This window comes from Pseudomonas citri (assembly GCF_025336485.1).
Taxonomy (GTDB): Bacteria; Pseudomonadota; Gammaproteobacteria; order Pseudomonadales; family Pseudomonadaceae; genus Aquipseudomonas; species Aquipseudomonas citri.
This window is the reverse complement of record NZ_JAODAB010000002.1, coordinates 66,145-89,461: the sequence shown is the minus strand read 5'-3', so window position 1 is coordinate 89,461 and position 23,317 is coordinate 66,145. Positions and strand designations below refer to the sequence as shown.

Annotated in this window: 19 protein-coding genes; 11 read left to right on the top strand and 8 right to left on the bottom strand. The window is 63.0% G+C overall.

Features of this window, described 5'->3' with window-relative positions; genetic code table 11:
* Window positions 1–133: 133 nt before the first annotated feature.
* The 7 genes from N4Q37_RS02585 to N4Q37_RS02555 all read left to right on the top strand — a co-directional run bounded on the left by N4Q37_RS02585 (window position 134) and on the right by N4Q37_RS02555 (window position 5,721).
* Complete coding sequence (locus N4Q37_RS02585) at window positions 134–1,123, top strand: lysophospholipase (protein WP_260955061.1); 990 nt, start codon at window positions 134–136, stop codon at window positions 1,121–1,123.
* Between the two features lie 126 nt (window positions 1,124–1,249).
* A complete protein-coding gene (gene rraA / locus N4Q37_RS02580) occupies window positions 1,250–1,741 on the top strand; it encodes a ribonuclease E activity regulator RraA (protein ID WP_260955060.1) in 492 nt (163 codons plus the stop codon).
* A gap of 22 nt (window positions 1,742–1,763) precedes the next feature.
* Window positions 1,764–2,759, top strand: a complete 996-nt coding sequence (locus N4Q37_RS02575) for a zinc transporter ZntB (protein ID WP_260955059.1) — start codon at window positions 1,764–1,766, stop codon at window positions 2,757–2,759.
* Window positions 2,760–2,822: 63 nt separating this feature from the next.
* A complete protein-coding gene (locus N4Q37_RS02570; RefSeq protein ID WP_025212679.1) occupies window positions 2,823–3,068 on the top strand; it encodes a hypothetical protein in 246 nt (81 codons plus the stop codon).
* Window positions 3,069–3,070: 2 nt separating this feature from the next.
* On the top strand, window positions 3,071–3,895 hold the full coding sequence (locus N4Q37_RS02565) for a mechanosensitive ion channel family protein (protein WP_260955058.1): 825 nt from the start codon (window positions 3,071–3,073) through the stop codon (window positions 3,893–3,895).
* A gap of 93 nt (window positions 3,896–3,988) precedes the next feature.
* Complete coding sequence (sigX, locus tag N4Q37_RS02560) at window positions 3,989–4,579, top strand: RNA polymerase sigma factor SigX (protein WP_025212681.1); 591 nt, start codon at window positions 3,989–3,991, stop codon at window positions 4,577–4,579.
* Between the two features lie 107 nt (window positions 4,580–4,686).
* Complete coding sequence (locus tag N4Q37_RS02555) at window positions 4,687–5,721, top strand: OmpA family protein (protein WP_260955054.1); 1,035 nt, start codon at window positions 4,687–4,689, stop codon at window positions 5,719–5,721.
* Between the two features lie 90 nt (window positions 5,722–5,811).
* Here the strand turns inward: N4Q37_RS02555 and cobA are convergent, their stop codons facing one another.
* The 8 genes from cobA to N4Q37_RS02515 all read right to left on the bottom strand — a co-directional run bounded on the left by cobA (window position 5,812) and on the right by N4Q37_RS02515 (window position 17,525).
* A complete protein-coding gene (gene cobA, locus N4Q37_RS02550) occupies window positions 5,812–6,567 on the bottom strand; it encodes a uroporphyrinogen-III C-methyltransferase (RefSeq protein WP_260955052.1) in 756 nt (251 codons plus the stop codon).
* A gap of 10 nt (window positions 6,568–6,577) precedes the next feature.
* Window positions 6,578–9,295 carry a nitrate reductase gene (locus tag N4Q37_RS02545; protein ID WP_260955050.1) on the bottom strand — a complete coding sequence of 906 codons (2,718 nt, stop codon included), beginning with the start codon at window positions 9,293–9,295 and terminating at the stop codon, window positions 6,578–6,580.
* Window positions 9,295–9,612 carry a nitrite reductase small subunit NirD gene (gene nirD, locus N4Q37_RS02540; RefSeq protein ID WP_260955049.1) on the bottom strand — a complete coding sequence of 106 codons (318 nt, stop codon included), beginning with the start codon at window positions 9,610–9,612 and terminating at the stop codon, window positions 9,295–9,297. Before nirD ends, N4Q37_RS02545 begins: the two co-directional genes overlap by 1 nt.
* A complete protein-coding gene (nirB, locus tag N4Q37_RS02535) occupies window positions 9,609–12,062 on the bottom strand; it encodes a nitrite reductase large subunit NirB (protein ID WP_260955048.1) in 2,454 nt (817 codons plus the stop codon). The genes nirD and nirB overlap by 4 nt, the downstream gene beginning before the upstream one ends.
* Window positions 12,063–12,588: 526 nt before the next feature.
* On the bottom strand, window positions 12,589–14,259 hold the full coding sequence (locus N4Q37_RS02530) for a bifunctional protein-serine/threonine kinase/phosphatase (RefSeq protein WP_260955047.1): 1,671 nt from the start codon (window positions 14,257–14,259) through the stop codon (window positions 12,589–12,591).
* Between the two features lie 9 nt (window positions 14,260–14,268).
* Window positions 14,269–15,480, bottom strand: a complete 1,212-nt coding sequence (locus tag N4Q37_RS02525) for a nitrate/nitrite transporter (RefSeq protein WP_260955046.1) — start codon at window positions 15,478–15,480, stop codon at window positions 14,269–14,271.
* A 243-nt stretch (window positions 15,481–15,723) separates the two neighbouring features.
* Complete coding sequence (locus N4Q37_RS02520) at window positions 15,724–16,299, bottom strand: ANTAR domain-containing response regulator (RefSeq protein WP_260955045.1); 576 nt, start codon at window positions 16,297–16,299, stop codon at window positions 15,724–15,726.
* Between the two features lie 14 nt (window positions 16,300–16,313).
* Window positions 16,314–17,525, bottom strand: a complete 1,212-nt coding sequence (locus N4Q37_RS02515; RefSeq protein ID WP_260955044.1) for a CmpA/NrtA family ABC transporter substrate-binding protein — start codon at window positions 17,523–17,525, stop codon at window positions 16,314–16,316.
* Window positions 17,526–17,780: 255 nt separating this feature from the next.
* Here N4Q37_RS02515 and N4Q37_RS02510 point away from each other — a divergent pair, with 255 nt between their 5' ends.
* The 4 genes from N4Q37_RS02510 to N4Q37_RS02495 are packed head-to-tail and all read left to right on the top strand — an operon-like array spanning window position 17,781 to window position 23,311.
* Window positions 17,781–18,482: a helix-turn-helix domain-containing protein gene (locus N4Q37_RS02510; protein ID WP_260955043.1), complete on the top strand. Its 702-nt coding sequence runs from the start codon at window positions 17,781–17,783 to the stop codon at window positions 18,480–18,482.
* A 4-nt stretch (window positions 18,483–18,486) separates the two neighbouring features.
* Window positions 18,487–20,136 carry a type III secretion system outer membrane ring subunit SctC gene (gene sctC / locus N4Q37_RS02505; protein WP_260955042.1) on the top strand — a complete coding sequence of 550 codons (1,650 nt, stop codon included), beginning with the start codon at window positions 18,487–18,489 and terminating at the stop codon, window positions 20,134–20,136.
* A complete protein-coding gene (sctW, locus tag N4Q37_RS02500; RefSeq protein WP_260955040.1) occupies window positions 20,133–21,239 on the top strand; it encodes a type III secretion system gatekeeper subunit SctW in 1,107 nt (368 codons plus the stop codon). Before sctC ends, sctW begins: the two co-directional genes overlap by 4 nt.
* Before the next feature lie 23 nt (window positions 21,240–21,262).
* Window positions 21,263–23,311 carry an EscV/YscV/HrcV family type III secretion system export apparatus protein gene (locus tag N4Q37_RS02495; RefSeq protein WP_260955039.1) on the top strand — a complete coding sequence of 683 codons (2,049 nt, stop codon included), beginning with the start codon at window positions 21,263–21,265 and terminating at the stop codon, window positions 23,309–23,311.
* Window positions 23,312–23,317 lie beyond the last annotated feature (6 nt).

The following is a 23,317-nucleotide window of genomic DNA, read 5'->3' as shown; positions in this document are numbered from 1 at the left end:
CGGTCAGCTAAGCAAAATCCTTGTGGGAGCGAGCCTGCTCGCGATTGCGGAATGTCAGCCGAGAGTGATTGGCCGACCCACCGCAATCGCGAGCAGGCTCGCTCCCACAGCCGTTTTTTTGTGCAAGAGCATTATGCAAAGCAGCAGCAACCTCTTTCCTGTCGCCCTGATCAGCGCCGAGCGGCGCGGCGATCTGAGCGAAGACGTCTATCGCTTGAAGCCTGGCAACAGTCCGGACTATAGCGTCGAACTGGCCGTCACCCGCTTGGGCATGGCTGACGCCGCCGAAGCCCGCGGAGTGCCCGTGATCCTGTTGCACGGCAGTTTTTCCAACCGACGCTTCTGGTATTCGCCCAAAGGCGTGGGCCTGGGCGCGTACCTGACACGCCAGGGTTTCGATGTGTGGATTCCCGAAATGCGCGGTCACGGGCTGTCCCAGCGCAATCACGACTACCGCAAGAACCGCGTCGCCGACTACGCCCGCTACGACCTGCCGGCCATCGGTGCCTTCGTGCGGGAGCAGAGTGGGCAAGTGCCCCACTGGATCGGCCATTCCCTGGGTGGCATCACCCTGGCTGCCGCGCTGGGCGGTCACTACCTCGGCGAGCCGGCCGTGGCGTCGGCGGCGTTTTTTGGTACCCAGGTCAGCCGCACCTACTGGCCGTTGAAGATTCCGCCGGTGGAGTGGGGCGGACGCTTCATTCTCCAGCGTTTCGCCCAATTGTCCGGCTCGCGGCTCAAGCGCGGCCCGGAGGACGAACCCATCGGCTTGGCCCTGGAGAGCATGCGTTGGTACGGTCTGTTCGGGCGGTTCGGCGATGCCGAGAAGAACTGGTGGGCGGGTTTGGCCGATGTGCCGGTGCCGGTGCTGGCGGTCAGCGCGGCAGGCGATCATCAGGACCCGACCTGGGCCTGTCGCAAGCTCTTCGAGCAAATCGGTTCGGCGCACAAGCAGTTTGTCTGCCTGGGACGGGAACACGGGTTTACCGATGATTTCGGCCATGTCGAGATGCTGGTGAGCAAGGCTGCACAAGCCGAGGTCTGGCCCTTGGTGGCGCGCTGGCTCGAAGAGCGGCAGGCACCCGCCGAGGACGAGTCGCCCGTGCTGGCCGAAGCGGTTTGACGCGAAGGCTCTGACAAGGGCATTTCGCTCTGGTCGGCTTGCGGCTAAGATATGACGCGTTATGCGGTTCCGGTCATAAACGGTTGCTCTTTCAGTCTGACGTTCCAGCCTTTCAGGAGTTGTTCGATGAACCATTACCTCACGCCCGACCTGTGCGACGCCTACCCGGACCTGGTGCAGGTGCTGGAGCCGATGTTCAGCAATTTCGGTGGCCGCGATTCCTTTGGTGGCGAAATCGTGACCATCAAGTGCTTCGAAGACAATTCCCGGGTCAAGGAGCAGGTCGAGCTCAAGGGTAACGGCAAGGTGCTGGTCGTCGACGGCGGTGGTTCCCTGCGACGGGCCCTGCTGGGGGACATGCTCGCGGAAAAAGCCGCGAACAACGGTTGGGAAGGGTTGGTGATCTACGGCTGCATCCGCGACGTCGATGTCATTGCCCAGACCAACCTCGGGGTCCAGGCCTTGGCCAGCCATCCGATGAAAACCGACCGCCGTGGTGTTGGCGAACTCAATGTGGCGGTGACCTTCGCCGGCGTGACGTTCCGTCCGGGTGAGTATGTCTATGCGGACAACAATGGCGTGATCGTCTCGCCAAGCCCGCTAAAGATGCCTGAATGAAGCGCTACAGCAAGGGATGAGGATGTTCGAGGAAGAAAACGCGCAGTGGGGGCTGGTGCATGCCCTGGTGCTGGATGGTAAAGGTGGCGCGCGTTCCATCGCCCGGACCGAACTCGACGATTTGCAGCTGCAGGCCCACGAAAGCCTGTGGCTGCACTGGGACCGCAGTCATCCGCAAACCCACACCTGGCTGCGCAAATCCAGTGGCCTGAGCGGGTTCAACTGTGACCTGCTGCTCGAAGAAAACACTCGTCCGCGCTTGTTGCCGCTACCCGACGCCGAATTGCTGCTGTTCCTCAGGGGTGTCAACCTCAACCCCGGGGCCGAGCCGGAAGACATGGTGTCGGTGCGGATCTTCGCGTCTGCCCAGCGGGTCATCTCCTTGCGATTGCGGCCATTGCGCGCCACCGATGAGCTGTTGGAGCAACTGGCCGAGGGCAAGGGACCGAAGACGGCATCGGAACTCATCCTTTATATGGCGCAGTACCTGACCAACAAGGTACAGGACCTGGTCACCTGCCTCTCGGAAATCGTCGACGGCGAGGAAGAGAAGCTCGATGCCGACGAACGGTATACCCCTGAACATGACGCCATTTTGCACATCCGTCGAAGGGCGGCCGGGTTGAAGCGGTTCCTGGCGCCACAACGGGACATCTTCGGCCAGATGTCGCGGATCAAGCTGCCCTGGTTCGTCGAAGACGACGGCGACTATTGGAACGAATTGAACAACAGCCTGACCCGTTACCTCGAAGAGCTGGAATTGACCCGCGAACGCGTGGGGCTGGTGTTGGAGGCCGAGGACCGGCGCCTTTCGGTGCGCATGAACCGCACCATGTACCGCTTTGGCATCGTCACCGGGATCTTCCTGCCGATGAGTTTTCTCACCGGGCTGTTGGGCATCAACGTCGGTGGCATTCCGTTTTCCTCGAGCCCCTACGGCTTCATGGTGGCTTGTCTGCTGATGGTCTGCGTGGCGCTGGGGCAATGGTGGCTGTTCCGCCGGTTGCGCTGGGTGTGACGGGATTTCATGTGACCCGGGGAAATTTGATCGCGTCTTCCACAGACATCACGAGAGGTGCGTATGCACGATCCGTTCGAACAGTCTTTGCGCGACATGCTCAGGGCCTCGCCGTCCAGCCGGGACGACGATGCCTGCCTTGGGCGTGTACTGAAAACCGCCAACCGCCAGGTCGGCGCCGGCGATCTGTTCAGTCTGCTGGGCCGCTGGTTGCCCGCGCTGATGATCGCCCTGAATAACGGGTCGGCCCATGTCTCGCCGGTTTCCCGTCGTAAACCTGTTACCCGCACCGCTGATAAGGCTGATTGAATATGGAACTTGATCTCTGGACCCAGAGCCTCGTCACGGCAATGACCGCGTTGTGGACCAAGGTGGCTAATTTCATCCCGAACCTCTTCGGCGCGCTGGTCGTGCTGTTGCTGGGGTTCGTCGTGGCCAAGTTGCTGGACACGCTGCTGTCCAAGCTGCTCGCCAAGCTGGGCCTCGACCGCCTGATGGCCGGTACCGGGCTGACCAAGCTGTTGTCCCGTGGCGGTATCCAGGTGCCGATCTCGACCCTGGTCGGCAAGATCGTCTACTGGTTCGTGGTGCTGATTTTCCTGGTCTCCGCCGCCGAGTCCCTTGGTCTTCAGCGTGTTTCGGCGACGCTCGATATGCTTGCGCTGTATTTGCCGAAGGTTTTTGGCGCGGCGCTGGTGTTGTTGGTCGGGGTCTTGCTGGCACAACTGGTCAATGGGTTGGTGCGCGGTGCGGCAGAAGGCGTGGGCTTGGACTACGCTGCAGGCTTGGGGCGCATCGCCCAGGGCCTGGTGATCATCATCAGTATTTCTGTCGCGATCAGCCAATTGGAGGTCAAGACTGACCTGCTCAACCACGTGATCGTGATCGTCTTGATTACCGTTGGTCTGGCGGTGGCGCTGGCGATGGGCCTGGGAAGCCGGGAAATCGCCGGCCAGATCCTGGCCGGAATCTATGTGCGTGAATTGTATGAGGTGGGGCAACAAGTGCGTGTTGGCGAGGTCGAAGGCCAGATCGAAGAGATCGGCACGGTGAAAACCACATTGCTGACCGAGGAGGGCGAACTGGTGTCGCTGTCCAATCGGATCCTGCTGGAGCAGCATGTGAGTAGCCGCTAACCCGGCAAATCCTGCTAATGTATGCCGCCGCAAAATTGCCTGCCACCCGCAGGTTGCGGCGCACATTGACCTAGACTGTCGGCCCGACTTGTTTTGAACAAACCCCAATCGCTATCCACGCGCTATGACCCCCGTGATCTCTCCGACGAGGAGTTGGTCGCGCGCGCGCACACGGAGCTGTTCCACGTAACTCGTGCTTACGAAGAATTGATGCGCCGTTACCAGAGAACACTATTTAACGTTTGTGCACGGTATCTGGGGAACGATCGCGACGCTGACGATGTCTGTCAGGAGGTGATGTTGAAGGTGTTGTATGGCCTGAAGAACTTCGAGGGGAAATCGAAGTTCAAGACATGGCTATATAGCATCACGTACAACGAATGCATCACCCAGTACCGTAAGGAACGACGAAAGCGTCGCTTGATGGACGCTTTGAGCCTGGATCCTCTAGAGGAAGCGTCTGAAGAGAAGGCGCCCAAGCCCGAGGAAAAGGGTGGGCTCGATCGTTGGTTGGTTTATGTGAATCCGATCGACCGGGAAATTCTGGTGCTACGATTTGTCGCAGAGCTGGAGTTCCAGGAGATCGCGGATATCATGCACATGGGTTTGAGCGCGACAAAAATGCGTTACAAGCGCGCTCTTGACAAATTACGTGAGAAATTTGCAGGCATTGCTGAAACTTAGTTCGGCGCAAATATCTCTTACGTGTGGGCAAGTTCTGTTAGACTTGCCGCCGAGTTGTCCCCCGGTTTGCGGGACTGCTTCACAATCACCAGATGGGGATTTAACGGATGAAACTGAAAAACACCTTGGGCTTTGCCATTGGTTCTTTGATTGCCGCCACTTCTTTCGGCGCTCTGGCACAAGGCCAAGGCGCAGTTGAAATCGAAGGCTTCGCCAAGAAAGAACAATTCGACAGCGCTCGTAACTTCAAGAACAACGGCAACCTGTTCGGCGGTTCGGTTGGTTACTTCCTGACCGACGACGTTGAACTGCGTCTGGCCTACGACGAAGTGCACAACGCACGTTCCGACGACGGTCGTAACATCAAAGGCGCCAACACTGCCCTGGACGCCCTGTACCACTTCAACAACCCAGGCGACATGCTGCGTCCTTACGTATCGGCTGGTTTCTCCGACCAGAGCATCGGTCAGAACGGCGACAATGGTCGTAACCGTTCCACCTTCGCTAACGTTGGTGGCGGCGCCAAGCTGTACTTCACCGAGAACTTCTACGCCCGTGCTGGCGTTGAAGCTCAATACAACATCGACCAGGGCGACACCGAGTGGGCTCCTAGCGTCGGTATCGGTGTGAACTTCGGTGGCGGCTCCAAGCCTGCTGCTGCTCCAGTTCCAGCACCGGCTGAAGTCTGCTCCGACAGCGACAACGATGGCGTGTGCGACAACGTCGACAAGTGCCCTGACACCCCAGCCAACGTAACCGTTGACGCTGATGGCTGCCCAGCTGTTGCTGAAGTCGTACGTGTTGAGCTGGACGTCAAGTTCGACTTCGACAAGTCGGTCGTCAAGCCAAACAGCTACGGCGACATCAAGAACCTGGCTGACTTCATGAAGCAGTACCCATCCACCACCACTACTGTTGAAGGTCACACTGACTCCGTCGGTCCTGACGCTTACAACCAGAAACTGTCCGAGCGTCGTGCAAACGCCGTCAAGCAAGTTCTGACCAACCAGTACGGTGTTGAGTCGTCCCGCGTTCAGTCCGTTGGCTACGGCGAATCCCGCCCAGTTGCTGACAACGCCACTGAAGCTGGTCGCGCTGTTAACCGTCGCGTAGAAGCGCAGGTTGAAGCCCAAGCTAAGTAATTAGCCCACAGCTTTGGAAAAACCCGGCCTAGGCCGGGTTTTTCTTTGCCTGCGATTTCTGATCGGATGCAGAACCTATGCTGCTGTCTGCTACAGCGCTGAGGCCTGGACCCAGGCGGGTTGCGAAGCAGCCAGTTCAGCCGCGCCCGCCACGGCGCCAATCACCAGAATGGCTGGGCTCTTGAGTTGAAAGGCGCTGGCATCGGCCTCCATCGACGCCAGGTCGCTGCGGCAGTCGCGCTGATGGGGCAGGGAGGCGTTTTCGATCATGGCCACGGGCGTGTCCGCGGCCAGGCCGCCGGCCAGCAGTTGCTCACGGATCTCGCTCAGTTTCGCCACGCCCATGTAAACCACCAGGGTCGTGCCGCCTTGCGCCAAGGCTTGCCAGTTCAGGCTGCTGCCGTCCTGGGTGTGGGCGGTGACCAGGGTCACGCCCCGGGCGATTCCGCGCAGGGTCAGCGGAATATCGCATTGGGTCGCGCCAGCGAGGCCGGCGGTAATGCCGTTGACCAGCTCGACCTCGACGCCATGCCCACGCAGCCACTGGGCTTCCTCACCGCCACGTCCGAAGATGCACGGGTCGCCGCCCTTGAGGCGCACCACGCATTTGCCTTGGCGGGCGTAGCGCAGCATCAGGCGATGGATGAAGGCCTGTGGCGTGGAGCGGCAGCCACCGCGCTTGCCCACGGCAATGACGCGCGCGCCGGGGCAATGCTCCAGCACGGCGTCGTTGACCAGGTCGTCGATCAACACCACGTCGGCCTCGCGCAGGGCGCGCACGGCTTTGAGGGTCAGCAATTCAGGGTCACCGGGACCCGCACCCACCAGCCAGACTTTTGCGTTCATAGTGTTTTCCTCACGAGATGGCCGCCAGCGGTTGCGCGGTGGCAACCAGCAGCCGCTTGATTTCCGGTACGCAGGAACCGCATTGCGTGCCGCAGCCCAGTTCTTTTTTCAGCCCCTGCAAGTCCAGGCCGCGTTCGATGCCCGTGCAGATGGCACGCTGGCTGACGTTCATGCAGTTGCACAGTGTCTTGCTGCCGCCCAGCGCCGCACCGACGTTGCCCGGCGGCGCGCTCAAAGGCGCCAGCAGCCAGCGCCGCAACTGCTCATCGGTACGCCCTTCCAGCCACAGGTTCTGCAACCAGTGCCGGGCCAGGGTCTCGCCGGCCAGGCGAATGGCGGTGATGCGACCGTGTTCGATCCGTACCCGTTTACCGATGGCGCGACGCGGGTCGTCATAGGCCAGCACGGGCCCTTCGATCAGTCCCAGTTGTTCATCGATCGCCTGGAGCAGTGACGACTCGGGGGCGACGGCACTGGCGGCACGGATCAGCAGCGCCGGACGTTCACGTCCGGTCAGGCTCAGGCTGACGTAGGCAAACGCCTCGCACAGCGGTCGCAAAGTCTCCAGATGCTGTTGAACATCGCCTTCGACCAAGGCGAAAAGCTGCCAGGGCAGGTTCACCGGTTCCAGGCGCACGCCGCTGTGCTTGAGTTCCGGTTGTTTCGACAAGGGGTCGAAGGCCGGTTGCGTCAGGGTGTTGACCCCGCCCTTGAGGAATCGGTCGCCCCAGTGCATGGGCAGGAAGGCCTGGCCGGGACGTACGCTGTCGTCGCTGTCCACCGCCACGATCACGCTGCCGCGACGGCTCTTGAGGTTGACCAGATCACCGGCTTGCAGGCCATGGCGAAGCAATTCGTCGGGATGCAGGCTGAGCACGGCTTCGTTCACATGGCCGAACAGCTGCGCGGCGGTGCCGGTGCGGCTCATGCCGTGCCATTGGTCGCGCAGGCGACCGGTGTTCAGGGTCAACGGGTAACGCGCATCACGCAGTTCCTTGGCGGCGCGATAAGGCTCGGCGATGAATCGCGCCCGGCCGCTGTCGGTCGGGAAAACGCCGTCCGCATAAAGACGCGCCGTGCCCACCGTGGCGCCCTCCGGGAAGGGCCATTGTTGAGGGCCGAGCCGGTCGATCAGGGCGTGGCTGATGCCGGACAGATCCAGGTCGCGGCCACGGGTCAGTTGTTTGTATTCGTCGAACAACTGGGCCGGGGTTTCAAACGCGAACAGGCTGGGCCTGCCTGGACGCAGGCGCTTCTCCAGGCGTTGGGCGAAATCCACCGTGATCGCCCAGTCCGGCCGCGCTTGACCCGGTGCGTCGATTGCCCGGCGGACGTGGGAAATACGGCGCTCGGAGTTGGTCACCGAACCTTCTTTCTCGCCCCAACTGGCCGCCGGCAGCAGCAGGTCGGCAAACGCGGCGGTCTCGGTGGTGCGGAAAGCTTCCTGCAACACCACGAACGGGCAGGCTTGCAGCGCGGCGCGCACCAGTTGCTGGTCTGGCATCGACTGGGCCGGGTTGGTGCAGGCGATCCACAAGGCCTTGATCTTGCCCTCGCGCACTTGCTCGAACAGCTCGATAGCGCTCAAGCCGGTGGTGGCGGGCAATTGCTCCACCCCCCAATAGCGGGCTACTTCGGCGCGATGCTCCGGGTTGGCGGCTTCGCGGTGGCCCGGCAGCAGGTTCGACAGGCTGCCGGTTTCCCGACCGCCCATGGCGTTGGGTTGACCGGTCAGCGAGAAGGGCCCCGCGCCCGGCCGGCCGATCTGCCCAGTGGCCAGGTGCAGGTTGATCAGCGCGCTGTTCTTCGCACTGCCGGCGGTGGACTGGTTCAGGCCCATGCACCACAACGACAGGAAGCTCGATGCGGTGCCAATCGATTCGGCGCAGTGCTGCAGTTGTTCGACGCTGATGCCGCACAACTGGGCGACCATCGCCGGAGTGTAGTCGCGCACCAGGTTCTTCAGGTCGGCCAAGCCCTCGGTGTGGGCCTTGATGAAATCGCGGTCGACCCAGTCTTCCCACAGCAGCAGGTGCAGAATCCCATGGAACAAGGCGACATCGGTGCCCGGCAGGATCGCCAGGTGCAGGTCCGCCAGCTCGCAGGTGTCGGTGCGCCGGGGGTCGATGACGATGATTTTCATCTGTGGCCGGCGGGATTTCGCCTCTTCGAGGCGGCGAAACAGGATCGGGTGGGCGTAGGCCATGTTACTGCCGACGATCATCACGCAATCACTCAGTTCCAGGTCTTCGTAGTTGCAGGGCGGAGCGTCGGCACCGAGGCTGCGTTTGTAGCCGACCACGGCGGAGGACATGCACAGCCGTGAGTTGCTGTCGATGTTGTTGGTGCCCACCAGGGCCCGGGCCAGCTTGTTGAAGGCGTAGTAATCCTCGGTCAGCAACTGGCCGGAGATGTAGAACGCCACGCTGTCGGGGCCGTGTTCGGCGAGGGTCTCGGCGAACACGCTGGCGGCGTGGTCCAGGGCGCTGTCCCAGTCGGTACGGGTCCGGGCCAGGCCTTTGCCCAGGCGCAATTCGGGGTACAAGGCGCGGGCGGCGAGGTCGCCGGTCAGGTGCAGGGTCGAGCCCTTGCTGCACAGTTTGCCGAAGTTGGCCGGGTGGGCGGGATCGCCACTGACGCCGAGGATGCGCTCGCCGTCATGTTCGATCAGCACGCCGCAGCCGACTCCGCAATAACAGCAGGTCGAGGCAGTGGTCTGGCGGCTCATCAGCTTGCTTCCCGTAGCGCCAGCATTACCCGGCCATTCTCGACCCGTACCGAATGATGATGGGCGCAGCCCACATCCGGGGTCTGGGCCTGGCCGGTTTCCAGATCGATCTGCCAGTTGTGCAGCGGGCAGGCCACGCGCTTGCCGTAGACCAGGCCTTGGGACAGTGGCCCGCCCTTGTGCGGGCAGCGGTCATCCAGGGCGAAAACCTCGTCGTCGCTGGTACGGAAAATCGCGATGTCGCCCTGGGGGCCGGTGACGATGCGCGAGCCCAGGGCGTTGATGTCTTCCAGGGCGCAGATATCCAGCCAGTTCATGCCGGCACCTCCAGGTTTTTCACGGGGATGACTTCAAACTCTTTTTTCAGCAGGGGTTGTTCCAGGCGCTGTTTCCACGGGTCCTGTTCCAGCGACAGGGAAAACTTCAGGCGTTCGTGCAGGGCCTTGCGCCGGGCCGGATCTTCGAGCACGGCTTTCTTGATGTGCTCCATGCCGACGCGCTGCATGTAGTGCACGGTGCGTTCGAGGTAGAAGGCTTCCTCGCGGTACAGCTGCAGGAACGCGCCGTTGTATTCGCGCACTTCTTCGGCGGTCTTGAGCTTGACGAAAAACTCGGCGACTTCGGTCTTGATGCCGCCGTTGCCGCCGATGTACATCTCCCAGCCGGAATCGACGCCAATGATGCCGACGTCCTTGATGCCCGCTTCCGAACAGTTGCGTGGGCAACCGGAGACGGCCAGTTTCACCTTGTGGGGCGACCACATGTTGAACAGGTCATGCTCCAGCTCGATGCCCAGCTGCGTGGAGTTTTGCGTGCCAAAGCGGCAGAACTCGCTGCCCACGCAGGTCTTCACTGTGCGGATGGACTTGCCGTAGGCATGGCCGGACGGCATGTCGAGGTCTTTCCAGACGCCCGGCAGGTCCTGCTTCTTGATGCCCAGCAGGTCGATGCGCTGCCCGCCCGTGACCTTGACCATCGGCACGTTGTATTTGTCAGCCACGTCGGCAATGCGCCGCAGTTCCGCTGGATTGGTCACGCCACCCCACATCCGCGGCACGACCGAATAGGTGCCGTCCTTCTGGATGTTGGCGTGGGCGCGCTCGTTGATCAGGCGCGATTGCGGATCGTCGTGGGCTTCGCCGGGCCAGGTGGAGATCAGGTAATAGTTCAGCGCCGGGCGGCAGGTGGCGCAGCCGTTGGGGGTGCGCCAGTTCAGGTAGTTCATGGTGCCGGCGATGGTCAGCAGGTGCTCGTCGCGGATCGCCTGGCGGATCTGGCCGTGATTGAGGTCGCTGCAACCGCAGATGGCTTTTTCGCTCTTGGGCTTGACGTCCGCCGCACCGCCGACGGTGTTGATCAGGATCTGCTCCACCAGGCCGGCGCAGGAACCGCAGGAGCTGGCGGCCTTGGTGTGTTTTTTCACGTCGTCGACGCTGAACAGCCCGTGTTCCTGGATCGCCTTTACGATGGTGCCCTTGCACACGCCGTTGCAACCGCAGACCTCGGCGCTGTCGGCCATGGACATGGCTTTGTCCTGGCCCTGGTGGCCGACGTCGCCCAAGGCGTTCTCACCGAACATGAGGTGGTCGCGGATTTCGCCGATGGCGGCGTTTTCACGGATCTGGCGGAAATACCAACCGCCGTCCGCCGTATCGCCGTACAGGCAGGCACCGACCAGCACGTCGTCCTTGATCACCAGTTTCTTGTACACGCCGCCGATGGGGTCGGAAAGGGTGATGGTCTCGGTGCCTTCGCCGCCCATGAAGTCCCCGGCGGAGAACAGGTCGATGCCGGTGACTTTCAACTTGGTCGACGTGACCGAACCCTTGTAAGTGGCAAAGCCCAACTGTGCGAGGTGGTTGGCGCAGACCTTGGCCTGTTCGAACAGCGGCGCTACGAGCCCGTAGGCGGTGCCGCGATGGCTGGCGCATTCGCCGATGGCGTAGACGCGCGGGTCGTAGGTCTGCATCGTGTCGTTGACCAGGATCCCACGGCTGCAAGGGATGCCGGATTTTTCCGCCAGTTCGGTGTTGGGGCGGATGCCGGCGGCCATCACCACCAGGTCGGCGGGGATGATGTCGCCATTTTTGAACTGCACCGAGCCGACCCGGCCGTTGCCGGCATCGTGCAGGGCCTGGGTCTGTTCGCAGAGACGGAATTTCAGGCCACGGCTTTCCAGGGCGCTTTGCAGCAGTTGGCCGCTGGTCTTGTCCAGCTGGCGCTCCAGCAACCATTCGCCGATGTGCACCACGGTCACGTCCATGCCGCGCAGTTTCAGGCCATTGGCGGCCTCCAGGCCCAGCAGGCCGCCGCCGATCACCACGGCGTGCTTGTGGGTCTTGGCGGTGTCGATCATCGCCTGGGTGTCGGCGATGTCGCGGTAGCCGATCACGCCTTCCAGGGTGTTGCCGGGGATCGGCAGGATGAACGGCGTGGAGCCAGTGGCGATCAGCAGGCGGTCGTACTCGGCCTCGCTGCCGTCTTCGGCGATGACCCGGCGCTTGACCCGGTCGATCTGCACCACCTTGCGGTTGAGCAGCAGCTTGATGTTGTGTTCCTGATACCAGCTCAGGTCGTTGAGCACGATCTCTTCGAAGGTCTGCTCACCGGCCAGCACCGGCGAGAGCAGGATGCGGTTGTAGTTGGCGTGGGGCTCGGCGCCGAACACCGTGATGTCGTACAGCTCGTTGCTCAGCTTGAGCAGTTCTTCGAGGGTCCGAACCCCGGCCATACCGTTGCCGATCATCACCAGTTTGAGTTTTTTCATCAGGGTTCTCCGCGAGCGCATGCCCGTTTCATCACGGCGATCGGGCTGGCTCGGCAATTTTTTCGAAAACAAAAAAGGCGTCCCGCTAGCAAGCTAGCGAGGACGCCTTTGTCCTGGTCCCGTTCTCTCGGGAAGCACCGCCTTCATCGTTGGAGGCGTTGCCTTATGTCTGTTGAGAGGGGTTATGCAGTGGTTGTGCCAAGTGGGTCGAGAGTGCGGATTTATTGGGCGAGCCGCTGGTCGGGTGAGCAGTGGGGGGATTTATTGCACCGAATCAAAGCGTGTTGCCCGGTAATGGAGCGTAGGAGGCGGTAGCTTGATGGTGGCAGATAGGCCGCTATCGCGAGCAAGCTTTGCTCCCACAGATCCAGTACCACTGAAAATCTTCTCTGGAAGCAAACCTATGGAAGCAAACCTATGGAAGCAAATCTGTGGAAGCAAACCTATGGAAGCAAACCTGTGGAGGCAAATCTGTGGGAGCAAACCTGTGGGAGCAAAGCTTGCTCGCGATGGGCGCAACCGGATCTCAGTTGTGAAACACCAGAAACAACAGCACCAGATTCACCACCAACGACACCAGCGCCAACGTCCGCCAGACCTTCAGCGGCTCGCGCTCCAGCAACGGCCGGGGCCTGACGCTCAAGCTGCGGCGTTCACCCTGTTCCAGCAGCAACAGCCATTCCTCGGCGGTTTCAAAACGTTGCTCGGGATCCGCCGCCACGGCGCGCTCCAGGCTTTGCCCGAGCCATTCGGCCAGGTCCGGCCGATAGCGGCTGGCGCTGACCGGCACGCCAAAGCGCGGGCGCTGGAAGGCTTCGATCTCGCCGTAGGGGTAATGCCCGGTCAGCAGGAAATACAAGGTCACGCCGACGGCATATAAATCCTGTTGCGCTGTCGGGGCGGTACCCCCGAACGCTTCCGGCGCGATATAGCTGGGCGTGCCGGGCAAGACGTTGGCCTGGTCTTCGGACAGGCCCGGGCAGTACGCCAGGCCAAAGTCCAGCAAGCGCAATTCGCCATCGTCGCCCAGGTGCAGGTTTTCCGGCTTGATGTCGCGGTGGTAGATCTGCCGGCGATGCAACAGGCCCACCGCCCGCAGCAACCGCTGCGCCAGGTCTTGCCATTGCGCCAGTGGCAATGGTCCGGTTTGGCTGAATCGCTCGGCCAGGGTGATGCCCGGGTATTGGCGCATCACGTAGTACAAATGCTGGCGTTGGGGCACGCCATGGACCTCGGGGAACTGCCGGCCGGCGACCCGCTTGAGAAACCATTCTTCCGAGAGCAGTGCCTGGCCGGCCCGGGTGTCGTCCCGCAGGTGCCCCGGCAAGGTTTTCAACAGCCAGGGCTGGCCCTGGCCGTCATGCACGCGGTAGAGCAATGATTGCTGGCTTTGGCCCAGCAGGCCTTCGACCTGCCAGCCCTCGAACACCTGGCCCGGTTTCAGCGTCGGCGGCAGGGGCCATTGCTGCAACTGGATCAGCGCATCGCCGATGCTCGCTTCGCCCACGGCATCGACCCGTACCAACAAGGCGCTGGCGTTGTCCTGGCTGCCGGCCAGGTGCGCGGCGTTGACCAGGGTCTGGGCGGCGAGGTCGAGGTCCGGTTGGTCGCGCAGGATGCCGGCGATGGCCGTGTCCCCCAGGACGGCCCAGACGCCGTCGCTGAGCAGGACGAAGGTTTCGTCGGGGCGCAGCTCGCCGTCGAGGAAGTCCAGGATCAGGTGTTGGTCCAGCCCCAGGGCACGCTTGAGCACATGCTGCATGCCTTGTTGGTCCCAGACGTGGTCCTCGCTGATCCGTTGCAACTGATCGGCGTGCCAGCGGTAGACCCGGCAGTCGCCGACGTGGGCGAGGGTGAAGCGCCGCCCGCGCAGGACCAGGGCGCTGACGGTGGTGAGCAACGGTTGCCCGCCACCGTTGGCTTGCAGCCAGCGATTCTGTGCCAGCAACAGCCGGTCCAGCGCCTGGGCCACGCCCCAGGTCTGTGGCGTGGCGTAGTAGTCCAGGGCCAGCGCCTGCAAGGTCGAGCGGGCGGCCAGTCCGCCATCGGCGCACTGGCTCACGCCGTCGGCGATGGCGAACAGGTAACCCTTGCTGGCGGCCAGGGCGGGCGCCGGGGTGACCAGGCGCAGGGCGTCCTGGTTTTCTTCCCGGGGGCCGATAGCGCTGGCTTCGGCGAAACTCAGTTGCAGGCTCATGATGGATAGTTATACCCGAGCGGCGGTGACAGCGGCCGAACCCCAAGTGGTTCTCCAGCGACGCTTGACGCCGTGCAGGCCGAACCAGGCCAGCACGCCGAGGCTGGCGAACAACCACAGGGCCAATTGATAGCTGCCGGTACTCTGCTTGATCGCGCCCATGCCCGCCGCCAGGGCGAAACCGCCGATGCCGCCGGCCATGCCGATCAACCCGGTCATCACGCCGATCTCGCGACGGAAGCGTTGCGGCACCAGTTGGAACACCGCGCCGTTGCCCGCACCCAGACCGAGCATGGTGCAGACGAACAGGGCCAAAGCCGCGTAGGAACTCGGCAGGTTGAAGCCCACGGCAGCGATGCAGACTGCGGCGATGGTGTACATGCCCAGCAGGGTGCGGATGCCGCCGAACCGGTCCGCCAGGGCGCCGCCCAAGGGGCGCATCAGGCTGCCACCGAAGACGCAGGCGGCGGTGTAGTAGCCGGCGGTCACCGGGCTCAGGCCGTATTGGTCGTTGAAGTAGCCGGGCAGGGCGCTGGCCAGGCCGATGAAGCCGCCAAAGGTCACGCTGTAGAAGAACATGAACCACCAGCTGTCACGGTCGCCCAGGGCCTTGAGGTAGTCGGCCATGGATTTGGCCTTGGGACGCTCGGGGGCGTTCCTGGCCAGCCAGGCGAAGAGCACCAGGGTCAGCACCAGCGGGATCAGGGCGAAGCCGAAGACGTTGGTCCAACCGAACGTCACGGCCATGATCGGAGCGATCAACGCGGCGAGCACGGTGCCCGAGTTACCGGCACCGGCGATGCCCATCGCCTTGCCCTGGTGCTGCGGCGGATACCATTGCGACGCCAGTGGCAGGGCCACGGCGAACGATGCACCGGCCACCCCCAGGAACAGGCCCAGCAACAAGGCTTGTTCGTAGCTGTGAATGCCCAGCTTCCAGGCGCAGAACAGCGCGCTGATCACGATTGCCTGGCCCACCATGCCGGCGGTCTTGGGCGAAATCCGGTCGGCCAAAAGGCCCATGAACAGGCGCAGCACGGCGCCGGCCAGGATCGGCGTAGCGACCATCAGGCCGCGTTGCTGGGTGGTCAGGTGCAGGTCGGCGGAGATCTGCACCGCCAATGGGCCGAGCAGATACCAGACCATGAAACTCAGGTCGAAATAGAGGAAGGCCGCGAACAGGGTCGGGGTGTGGCCGGATTTCCAGAAGCTTGAATTCATCGCGCACCTCAGCTTTAAAAGTCTCGAGAAATGAGTCAGTGCTTTGAGCAGTGCGCCGTCTGTGGTCGCACCACCGGCCCCGAAGGGCCAAAACAAAAAAACGCCGCAACCCGGATTGCCATAGAGGCGAAAAGGGTGTGCGACGTCTTTGTCGTAGGTGGGGCAACCGCCGTTGGTTACCTGTGGGATTGCTTAAGCGAGATCTGTGCCAACCTGGGGACGGAGCAGGGCGCCGCAAGGCTTTCAGCCGAGCAACTCATTCATGGCAATGATCTGCTCCGCCACCTGGATCAGTTTCTGCTGGCGGCTCATGGCCTGGCGGCGCATCAGGGTGTAGGCCTGTTCCTCGTTGCATTCCTTCATCTTCATCAACATGCCCTTGGCCAGTTCGATGCGCTTGCGCTCGGCCAGTTGCTGGTCCCGGGCCAGGAGCTGGGCGCGCAGGGCCTGGTCGCTTTCGAAGCGGGCCATGGCCACGTCGAGGATCGGTTGCAGGCGCGCGGCATGGATGCCTTCGACGATGTAGGCGCTCACGCCCGACTTGATCGCCTGGCGCATCACATCCGGGTCGTGTTCGTCGGTGAACATGACGATCGGTCGTGGCTGGTCGCGGCTGACCAGCACCACTTGTTCCATCACATCGCGTCCGGGTGACTCGGTATCGATCAGGATTACGTCCGGACGCACCGTTTCGACGCGTGCCGGCAGGTCGATGGTCAGGCCGGATTCGTCGATGACTTCAAACCCGGCTTCGGTCAGGGCGGCCTTGAGGCGGCCGACTTTTTTCGCCGTGTCGTTGATCAGCAGGATACGCAGCATGGTCGGGGCTCCTGTCAGCGGCTGGCGAAAAGGGGAGCCGCATCGCTCAAGGCGTGCAGTTTGAAACGCTTGGCATACCCGGCCGGATCCGAACCGTCCCAGGTGGTGCCATCGATCAACTGGCTGCTGCGCATGTCTTCGCGCGGCGATGGGATGTCCAGCGCCGCGCTGGCTTCACGGTACAGTGCCAGTTGCTGGACTTGCCGGGCCATGGCCAGGTAATCCGGGTCTTCGCGCAGCAGGCCCCAGCGGCGGAACTGGGTCATGAACCACATGCCGTCGGACAGGTACGGCAGATTCACTTCGCCGTTACCGTGGAAACGCATCGCGTGAGGGTCCTGCCAACTGTTGCCCAAGCCGTCGGCGTAGATCCCCAGCAGGCGTGGCTCGATGCAATCGAGCGGGGCATCGAGGTATTGCGGGGCGCTCAACAGTTGTGCGGTGCTGCGACGGTTTTCGCTGCTTTGTTCAATGAAGCGGCTGGCTTCCAGGATCGCCTTCACCAGCGCCCGGGCGGTATTGGGGTATTGCTCGACGAATGCGCGGGTGCAACCGAGGACTTTTTCCGGGTGATCGGGCCAGATGGTCTGGGTGGTCGCCAGGGTAAAACCGAGATTCTGTTTCACCGCGCTGGCGCACCAGGGCTCACCGACGCAAAAGCCGTCGATACGCCCGGCCTGCAAGTGCGCCACCATCTGCGGTGGCGGGACGACCACGCTGTCGACATCCAGCAACGGGTGGATGCCCTGGGCGGCCAGCCAATAATAGAGCCACATGGCATGGGTCCCGGTGGGGAAGGTCTGGGCGAAGGTCAGTTTCGGGCGAGTTTGGTGCACATGCCGTTCCAGTGCCTCAGGACTGGTCACGCCCTGAGCCTGGAGGCCGTGTGACAGGTTGATGCTCTGGCCGTTCTGGTTCAGCCCCATCAGCACTGCCATGTCGGTCGGGGCGACGCCGCCAATGCCCAGGTGCACCGCATAGACCAGGCCGTACAAGCTGTGGGCGGCGTCGATTTCACCACTGACCAGCTTGTCCCGCAGGTTGGCCCAGGAGGCCTGGCGCTTGAGGTTCAGGGTCAGGCCATAGGGTTGGGCGAAGCCCTGGGTGGCGGCCACCACCAACGGCGCGCAGTCGCTCAAGGCCATGAAACCGAGGTTGACCGCGCTCTTTTCCGGGGCATCGCTGCCGTTGACCCACGCCAGGGGAGTGGTTGGAACTTCATTCATCGCCCATCACCTTCCACATAGAAAAGCGTCGTGCCCATTGATCGTCGCGCAAACACTTTTCGTACAAAGCCTAAAAACAGTGTGGCACCCATTTCGTTTGCCGGGCGCCGATAAACGCAACGGGTGCAAGGCATATGCCAGCGCGGGCCCGTCAGCTTTCCATCAAGATTCAAGACGCCGCGTCTTGCACCCTGTCGGTCCTTTCATTGCCACATAGCAAAGGAGACGGCTGTGCAGGCTTCGTCGATTCACTCAATGGCTTTTCCTGTTCGGCGCGAGCGCGTGCTGCACCTGCGTGTGGCCGCCGGTGCGGTCCGATTGAGCGGCGCACGGTTTGATCACTGCCTGCCGGTTGGCTGGGAAGGCCTGGCGGTACTGGATGACTCGCTGCAATGGCACGGCGGGGAGTTACAGGTGCTGCCGGTGTGCGAAGCGCCGTTGGTGAAGCTGCAAGCCTTTTTCGACATGAGCGCGGCGTTCGCCGGACAACGAGCGGACGTTGCGCCCTGTGCGCTGTTGCCGGTGGCGGGTGAGGTCGTCCGGTCCCGGGACCGGTTCGAACGCTGGTACATCGAGCAGGCGATGGGCGGTTCGGTGGCTTATCACGCCCTCGCCAACCTGTTGCGCCAGCACGAGGGCTACGGGCTCGTGGGGTTTTTGCTGGAGCAAGGCACCGGCAGTGAAAAGCTCAACACCCTGGCGCGGCGTTATGGCGTCTCGGTTTCGCATTTTCGAAGGCTTTGCCAGCAGGCCCTGGGCACGGCGGCCAAGCCGGCCCTGCGTGGTTGGCGCGCTGCCCAGGCACTGTTGAACATGAGCCTGCAAGGCGGTTCGCTGACAGACGTGGCGCTGGAGTCCGGTTTTGCCTCTTCCTCGCATTTCTCCAAGGAGATCCGCGAGCTCGTGGGGTTCGCGCCCAGCAGCCTGGCCGACATCACCTACCTTCCGGGCAAGTGAACCGATGAATCGCCGACCGTCATGCCTGCTATCCGTCTGCTTCAGCACGCTCCTGTTGCTCCCATCATTGGCCGCGCGGGCCGATGTCTACACCTTCGAAGCCCGCGAACAAAGCGCGCGCACGTTTTTCAGTGAGCTGTCCGGGTCATTGGGCCGGCCCGTGATCGTCAGCAAGGCCGCCGCGGCCAAGCGCATTGGTGGCACGTTCGACCTGCGCACCCCGCAACGGACCTTTGAACGGGTCAGCGTACAGATGGGGCTGATCTGGTACAGCGATGGCCAGGCGATCTACCTGTACGACGCCTCGGAAATCAAAAGCTCGATGCTGTCGCTGCAAACCCTGACCGTGGCCCGGCTCCAGGCGTTCCTCGAACGCTCGGGGCTGCACGATGCCCGCTATCCGCTGCGCAGCGATGGCTTGCGGACGTTCCATGTGTCGGGCCCGCCGATGTACGTCGACCTGGTGGTGCAGGCGGCGGGACTGATGGATAACCAGCGCTCGGAACTGCTGCTGGGCAAGCAACAGATCGGTGTCATCCACGTGCGCAACACCTTCGTCAACGATCGTCGCTATGAGCTGCGCGACGACAAAGTGACCATCCCCGGCCTGGCGACCGTGATCGAGCAGTTGTTGCGGGGCGAGCAGCGCGGGGTCGAACCGTCGGTGGTCAAGGCCCAGACTCAGGCCCCGGCGCAGCGCCCGCGCGGGGCGATGCCGGTATTTCCCCTGGAAGGCCTGGCGAGCCCGCCCTCGGATCAAGACCCGACCGCGCCGCAAATCCTTTCGCGGGAAGTGGCCGCCGGCAACATCCGGGTGGTGGCCTACCCGGACACCAACAGCCTGCTGGTCAAGGGGCTGCCGGAGCAGGTGCACTTCATCGAGAACCTGGTGAGTGCGCTGGACACCCCCAAACGCCACGTCGAGCTGTCGTTGTGGATCATCGACCTGCACAAGGACGAGCTCAATCAGCTAGGCATCGACTGGCAAGGGGCCTTGAAGTCGGGAAACACCTTCAGCGCGTCGCTCAACGCCGGCTCGGCGACCACCCTCGACGGCGTTTCCTTCGTCACCCGGGTCCTGGCGCTGGAGCGCAGCCAACGGGCCAATGTCGTCTCGCGGCCGGTGATCCTCACCCAGGAAAACGTGCCGGCGATCTTCGACAACAACCGCACCTTCTATGCCCCGCTGGTGGGCGAGCGCAGCGTCGATCTGCAACACGTGACCTACGGCACGTTGGTGAGTGTGTTGCCGCGTTTCGCTCAGGCGGACGAGATCGAGATGTCGCTCAACATCGAGGACGGCAACGAAGTCGAGAATGCCGGGCAGGGTGCGTTGCCCACGGTCGGGCGCACCCGCATCAGTACCGTGGCACGGGTGCCCCATGGCAAGAGCCTGTTGGTCGGCGGCTTTACCCGCGATGACCACGGCGAGCAGATCGGACGGGTGCCGGTGTTGGGTTCGATCCCGTGGATCGGTCGCTTGTTCAGCTATCGCCAGAGCCGCTCGGCCAACACTGTGCGGGTGTTCTTGATCCAGCCCAAGGAAATCCTCGACGCCCTGGAGCCTGACGCGCTGGGAGCGGACATGCCGTTGCTGACTCCGCAGCAGCACGAGCGTGTGCGTCGTATGTACTTCCGGATGTCCGAGCGATGATCCTGCCACCGGTTTCCATGGGCGGTCGCGCGGCCCAGGCCCGGCTCAACGCCGAAAAAACTGCGGAACATCCACAACCGCAAACCGAGGCCGAGGCGGGGTTGGATGACAGCGCGACGGTGGACGTGGCGCAGCGCAGCGTGCAGATCAGCGACGAGCTGTCGGCGGCGTTGACGCAGTTCCGGGGCCGGCGATTGTTCGAACTCAAGTCCGAGACGCTGACCGACACCTTCGAGCGCGTGTTGGAGGACGACACCGTGCCCAAGGCCCGGCAGGTATTGAGCCTGGCGCGGTTGGCGGACAAACCCGTCGCCTGGCTGTTGCAGATGGCGCGCGCGCTGTTCCCCGACGACAGCGACCTGGCGCTGGTGCTGCGGGCATTGTTGCGCCGCCGCAACCTGGAAACCGGTACCCGCCAGCGGCTTGAAACCCTCTTGCAGACGGTGGTTGCCGAAGGCTCGCCCAAGCGCATGAACGCTGGGATCAACGCGGCGCTCAAGGCGCGGATGTTCGGTGCGAGCATGGCGGTGCGGGCCGGCCTGTTGCGCGAAACCTACCGCGACTTTCTCGAATCCGACGACGGCCCGCTCAGTGCCTACCAGGATTGGATCGCCCTGTACGGGCCGTCACAGCGCATGAATGTGCTGGCTTTCATCGAAGCCGCGTTGCTCACCGACATCAGCGCCCAGGACCCCAGTTGCTCACACGCCGAGTTCGGTCAACTGCTGGGACGACTGACCGACCTCAAGCACCTGCGCTCGGCCGATGGACTGTTCATCGGCGCGCTGCTGGGCGATGCACTCGTCTGCCGGCACAACGCCGATGAGGCCGACTGGCTGGTGTTCCTGTTCGGCGTGCTGGCCTACCCCGATGACCTCGACCAATGGCTGCTCGGTGCCCTGGGCGAGCCGGTGCTGCTCAGTTCCCATCGTGACCGTTCGGCGCTGTTGCAGACCGTGCGCCGGCTCAGCCTGGGCTTGCCGCCGCCGTTGTTCGTCGATGAAGACGCACCTGGGCGCCTGGCGCAACAGTTCACCCGCCTGGCCGATGTCGCCTATGCCCATGAATGCATCGAGCAGCGCCGCACCGGCGGTTGCCCATGATGTCGTCCCGGAGCCTGGCCTGAATGCTCAATGTGTTTTTGCGCAACGTCAGCGCGCGTCCCGAGCTGCTGATCCTGACCTTGATGGTGATGATCATCGCCATGCTGATCATCCCCTTGCCCACGGTGCTGGTGGATTTTCTCATCGGTCTGAACATCGTCATTTCGCTGCTGGTGTTCATGGGCTCGTTCTACATCGAGCGCATCCTCAGCTACTCGACGTTCCCGGCGTTGTTGTTGCTGACGACGCTGTTTCGCCTGGCGCTGTCGATCAGCACCAGCCGGCTGATCCTCAGCCAGGCCGATGCCGGCGAGATCATCGCCTCGTTCGGTGACTTCGTGATCGGCGAAAGCCTGGTGGTGGGGTTCGTGATTTTCTCCATCGTCACCATTGTCCAGTTCATCGTCATCACCAAGGGCTCGGAGCGGGTCGCCGAAGTGGCGGCGCGCTTCTCCCTGGACGGCATGCCGGGCAAGCAGATGAGCATCGACGGTGACCTCAAGGCTGGCGCCATCGATGCCGCCCAGGCGCGGGAAAAACGCAGCGTGCTGGAGCGCGAAAGCCAGTTGTACGGCTCCTTCGACGGCGCCATGAAGTTCATCAAGGGCGACGCCATCGCCGGCATCATCATTATCTTCGTCAATTTCATCGGCGGCATGGCCATCGGCGTCGGGCAGTTGGGCATGGACATGTCCATGGCCCTGTCGACCTACACCCTGTTGACCATCGGCGATGGCCTGGTGGCGCAGATTCCCGCGCTGCTGATTGCCATCGGCGCCGGGTTCATCGTCACCCGCGTCAATGGCGACGACAACAACCTGGGGCGCAACATGCTCGCCCAGATGCTCGGCAACCCGTTCGTCCTGGGTGTCACTGCGGTGCTGGCGATTGGCGTCGGCCTGCTGCCGGGCTTTCCGTTGCTGACCTTTCTGGCGATCGCCAGCGTGCTCGGACTGGTGGTGTTCGTGCGCCAGCGCAACGCCTGGCGCCAGGGCTCGGCCGAGCAGCGCGCCGAACCCTCCGACCAGAACGCGCCGCAGGCCGATTCAGGCTTGCTTGAAGACGTCGACAACATCGCCACGGAGACCGTCGCGCTGATGCTGCTGGTGCCTGCCGCACGCCTGCCGGCGCTGGAAAAACAGCGTTGGGCCGCGCGCTTTCGCAGCCAGTTCTTCGTTGACTACGGGCTGCGCATCCCCGAACCGCAACTCCGTGCCAGCGAGGTGCTGCCGGCCCACCAAGTGGCGGTGCTGATCAACGAGGTGCGCGCCGAACAGTTCGACATTCACTTCGACCACTGGCGCCTGTTGGACTATTCGCCCGAGCTTGAGCCCCTGGGGTTTGCCCTGGTGCGCGGCAACGACAGCGATCGCCAGGGCGGGGTCTGGGTGGGCGCGGCCGACCGCGAGCGGGTGCAGCAACTGGGCTATCACCTGCGCCCGGCGGACGAGGAGTGTTATCGCTGCCTGGTCACGTTGCTGGCGCGCAACATCCGCGAGTTCTTCGGCGTGCAGGAAACCAAGCAACTGCTCGACGAGATGGAAAGCCGCTATCCCGACCTGCTCAAGGAAGTGTATCGCCACGTCACGGTGCAGAAGATCGCCGAGGTGCTGCAGCGCCTGATCGGCGAACGCATTTCGGTGCGCAACATGAAGCTCGTCCTCGAATCGCTCGCGCACTGGGCCTCCCGGGAAAAGGACGTGCTGGCGCTGGTGGAACACGTGCGCGGGGCCATGGCCCGCTACATCAGCAACAAGTTTGCCCAGGGCAACGACTTGCGCGTGCTGCTGTTGTCGCCGGAGTTCGAAGAGGTGATACGCCGGGGCATCCGGCAAACCTCGGGCGGCAGCTTCCTCAACCTTGAACCGGCCGAATCGGAAGAGCTCATGGACCGCCTCAGCGTCGGCCTGGACAGCGTGCACATCGCCCACAAGGACCTGGTGCTGCTGTGCTCGGTGGATGTGCGGCGCTACATCAAGAAACTGATCGAAGGGCGTTTCCGGGAGCTGGACGTTATGTCGTTCGGCGAAATCTCCGAGACTGTTTCGGTCAATGTCATCAAGACGCTGTAGGGAGAT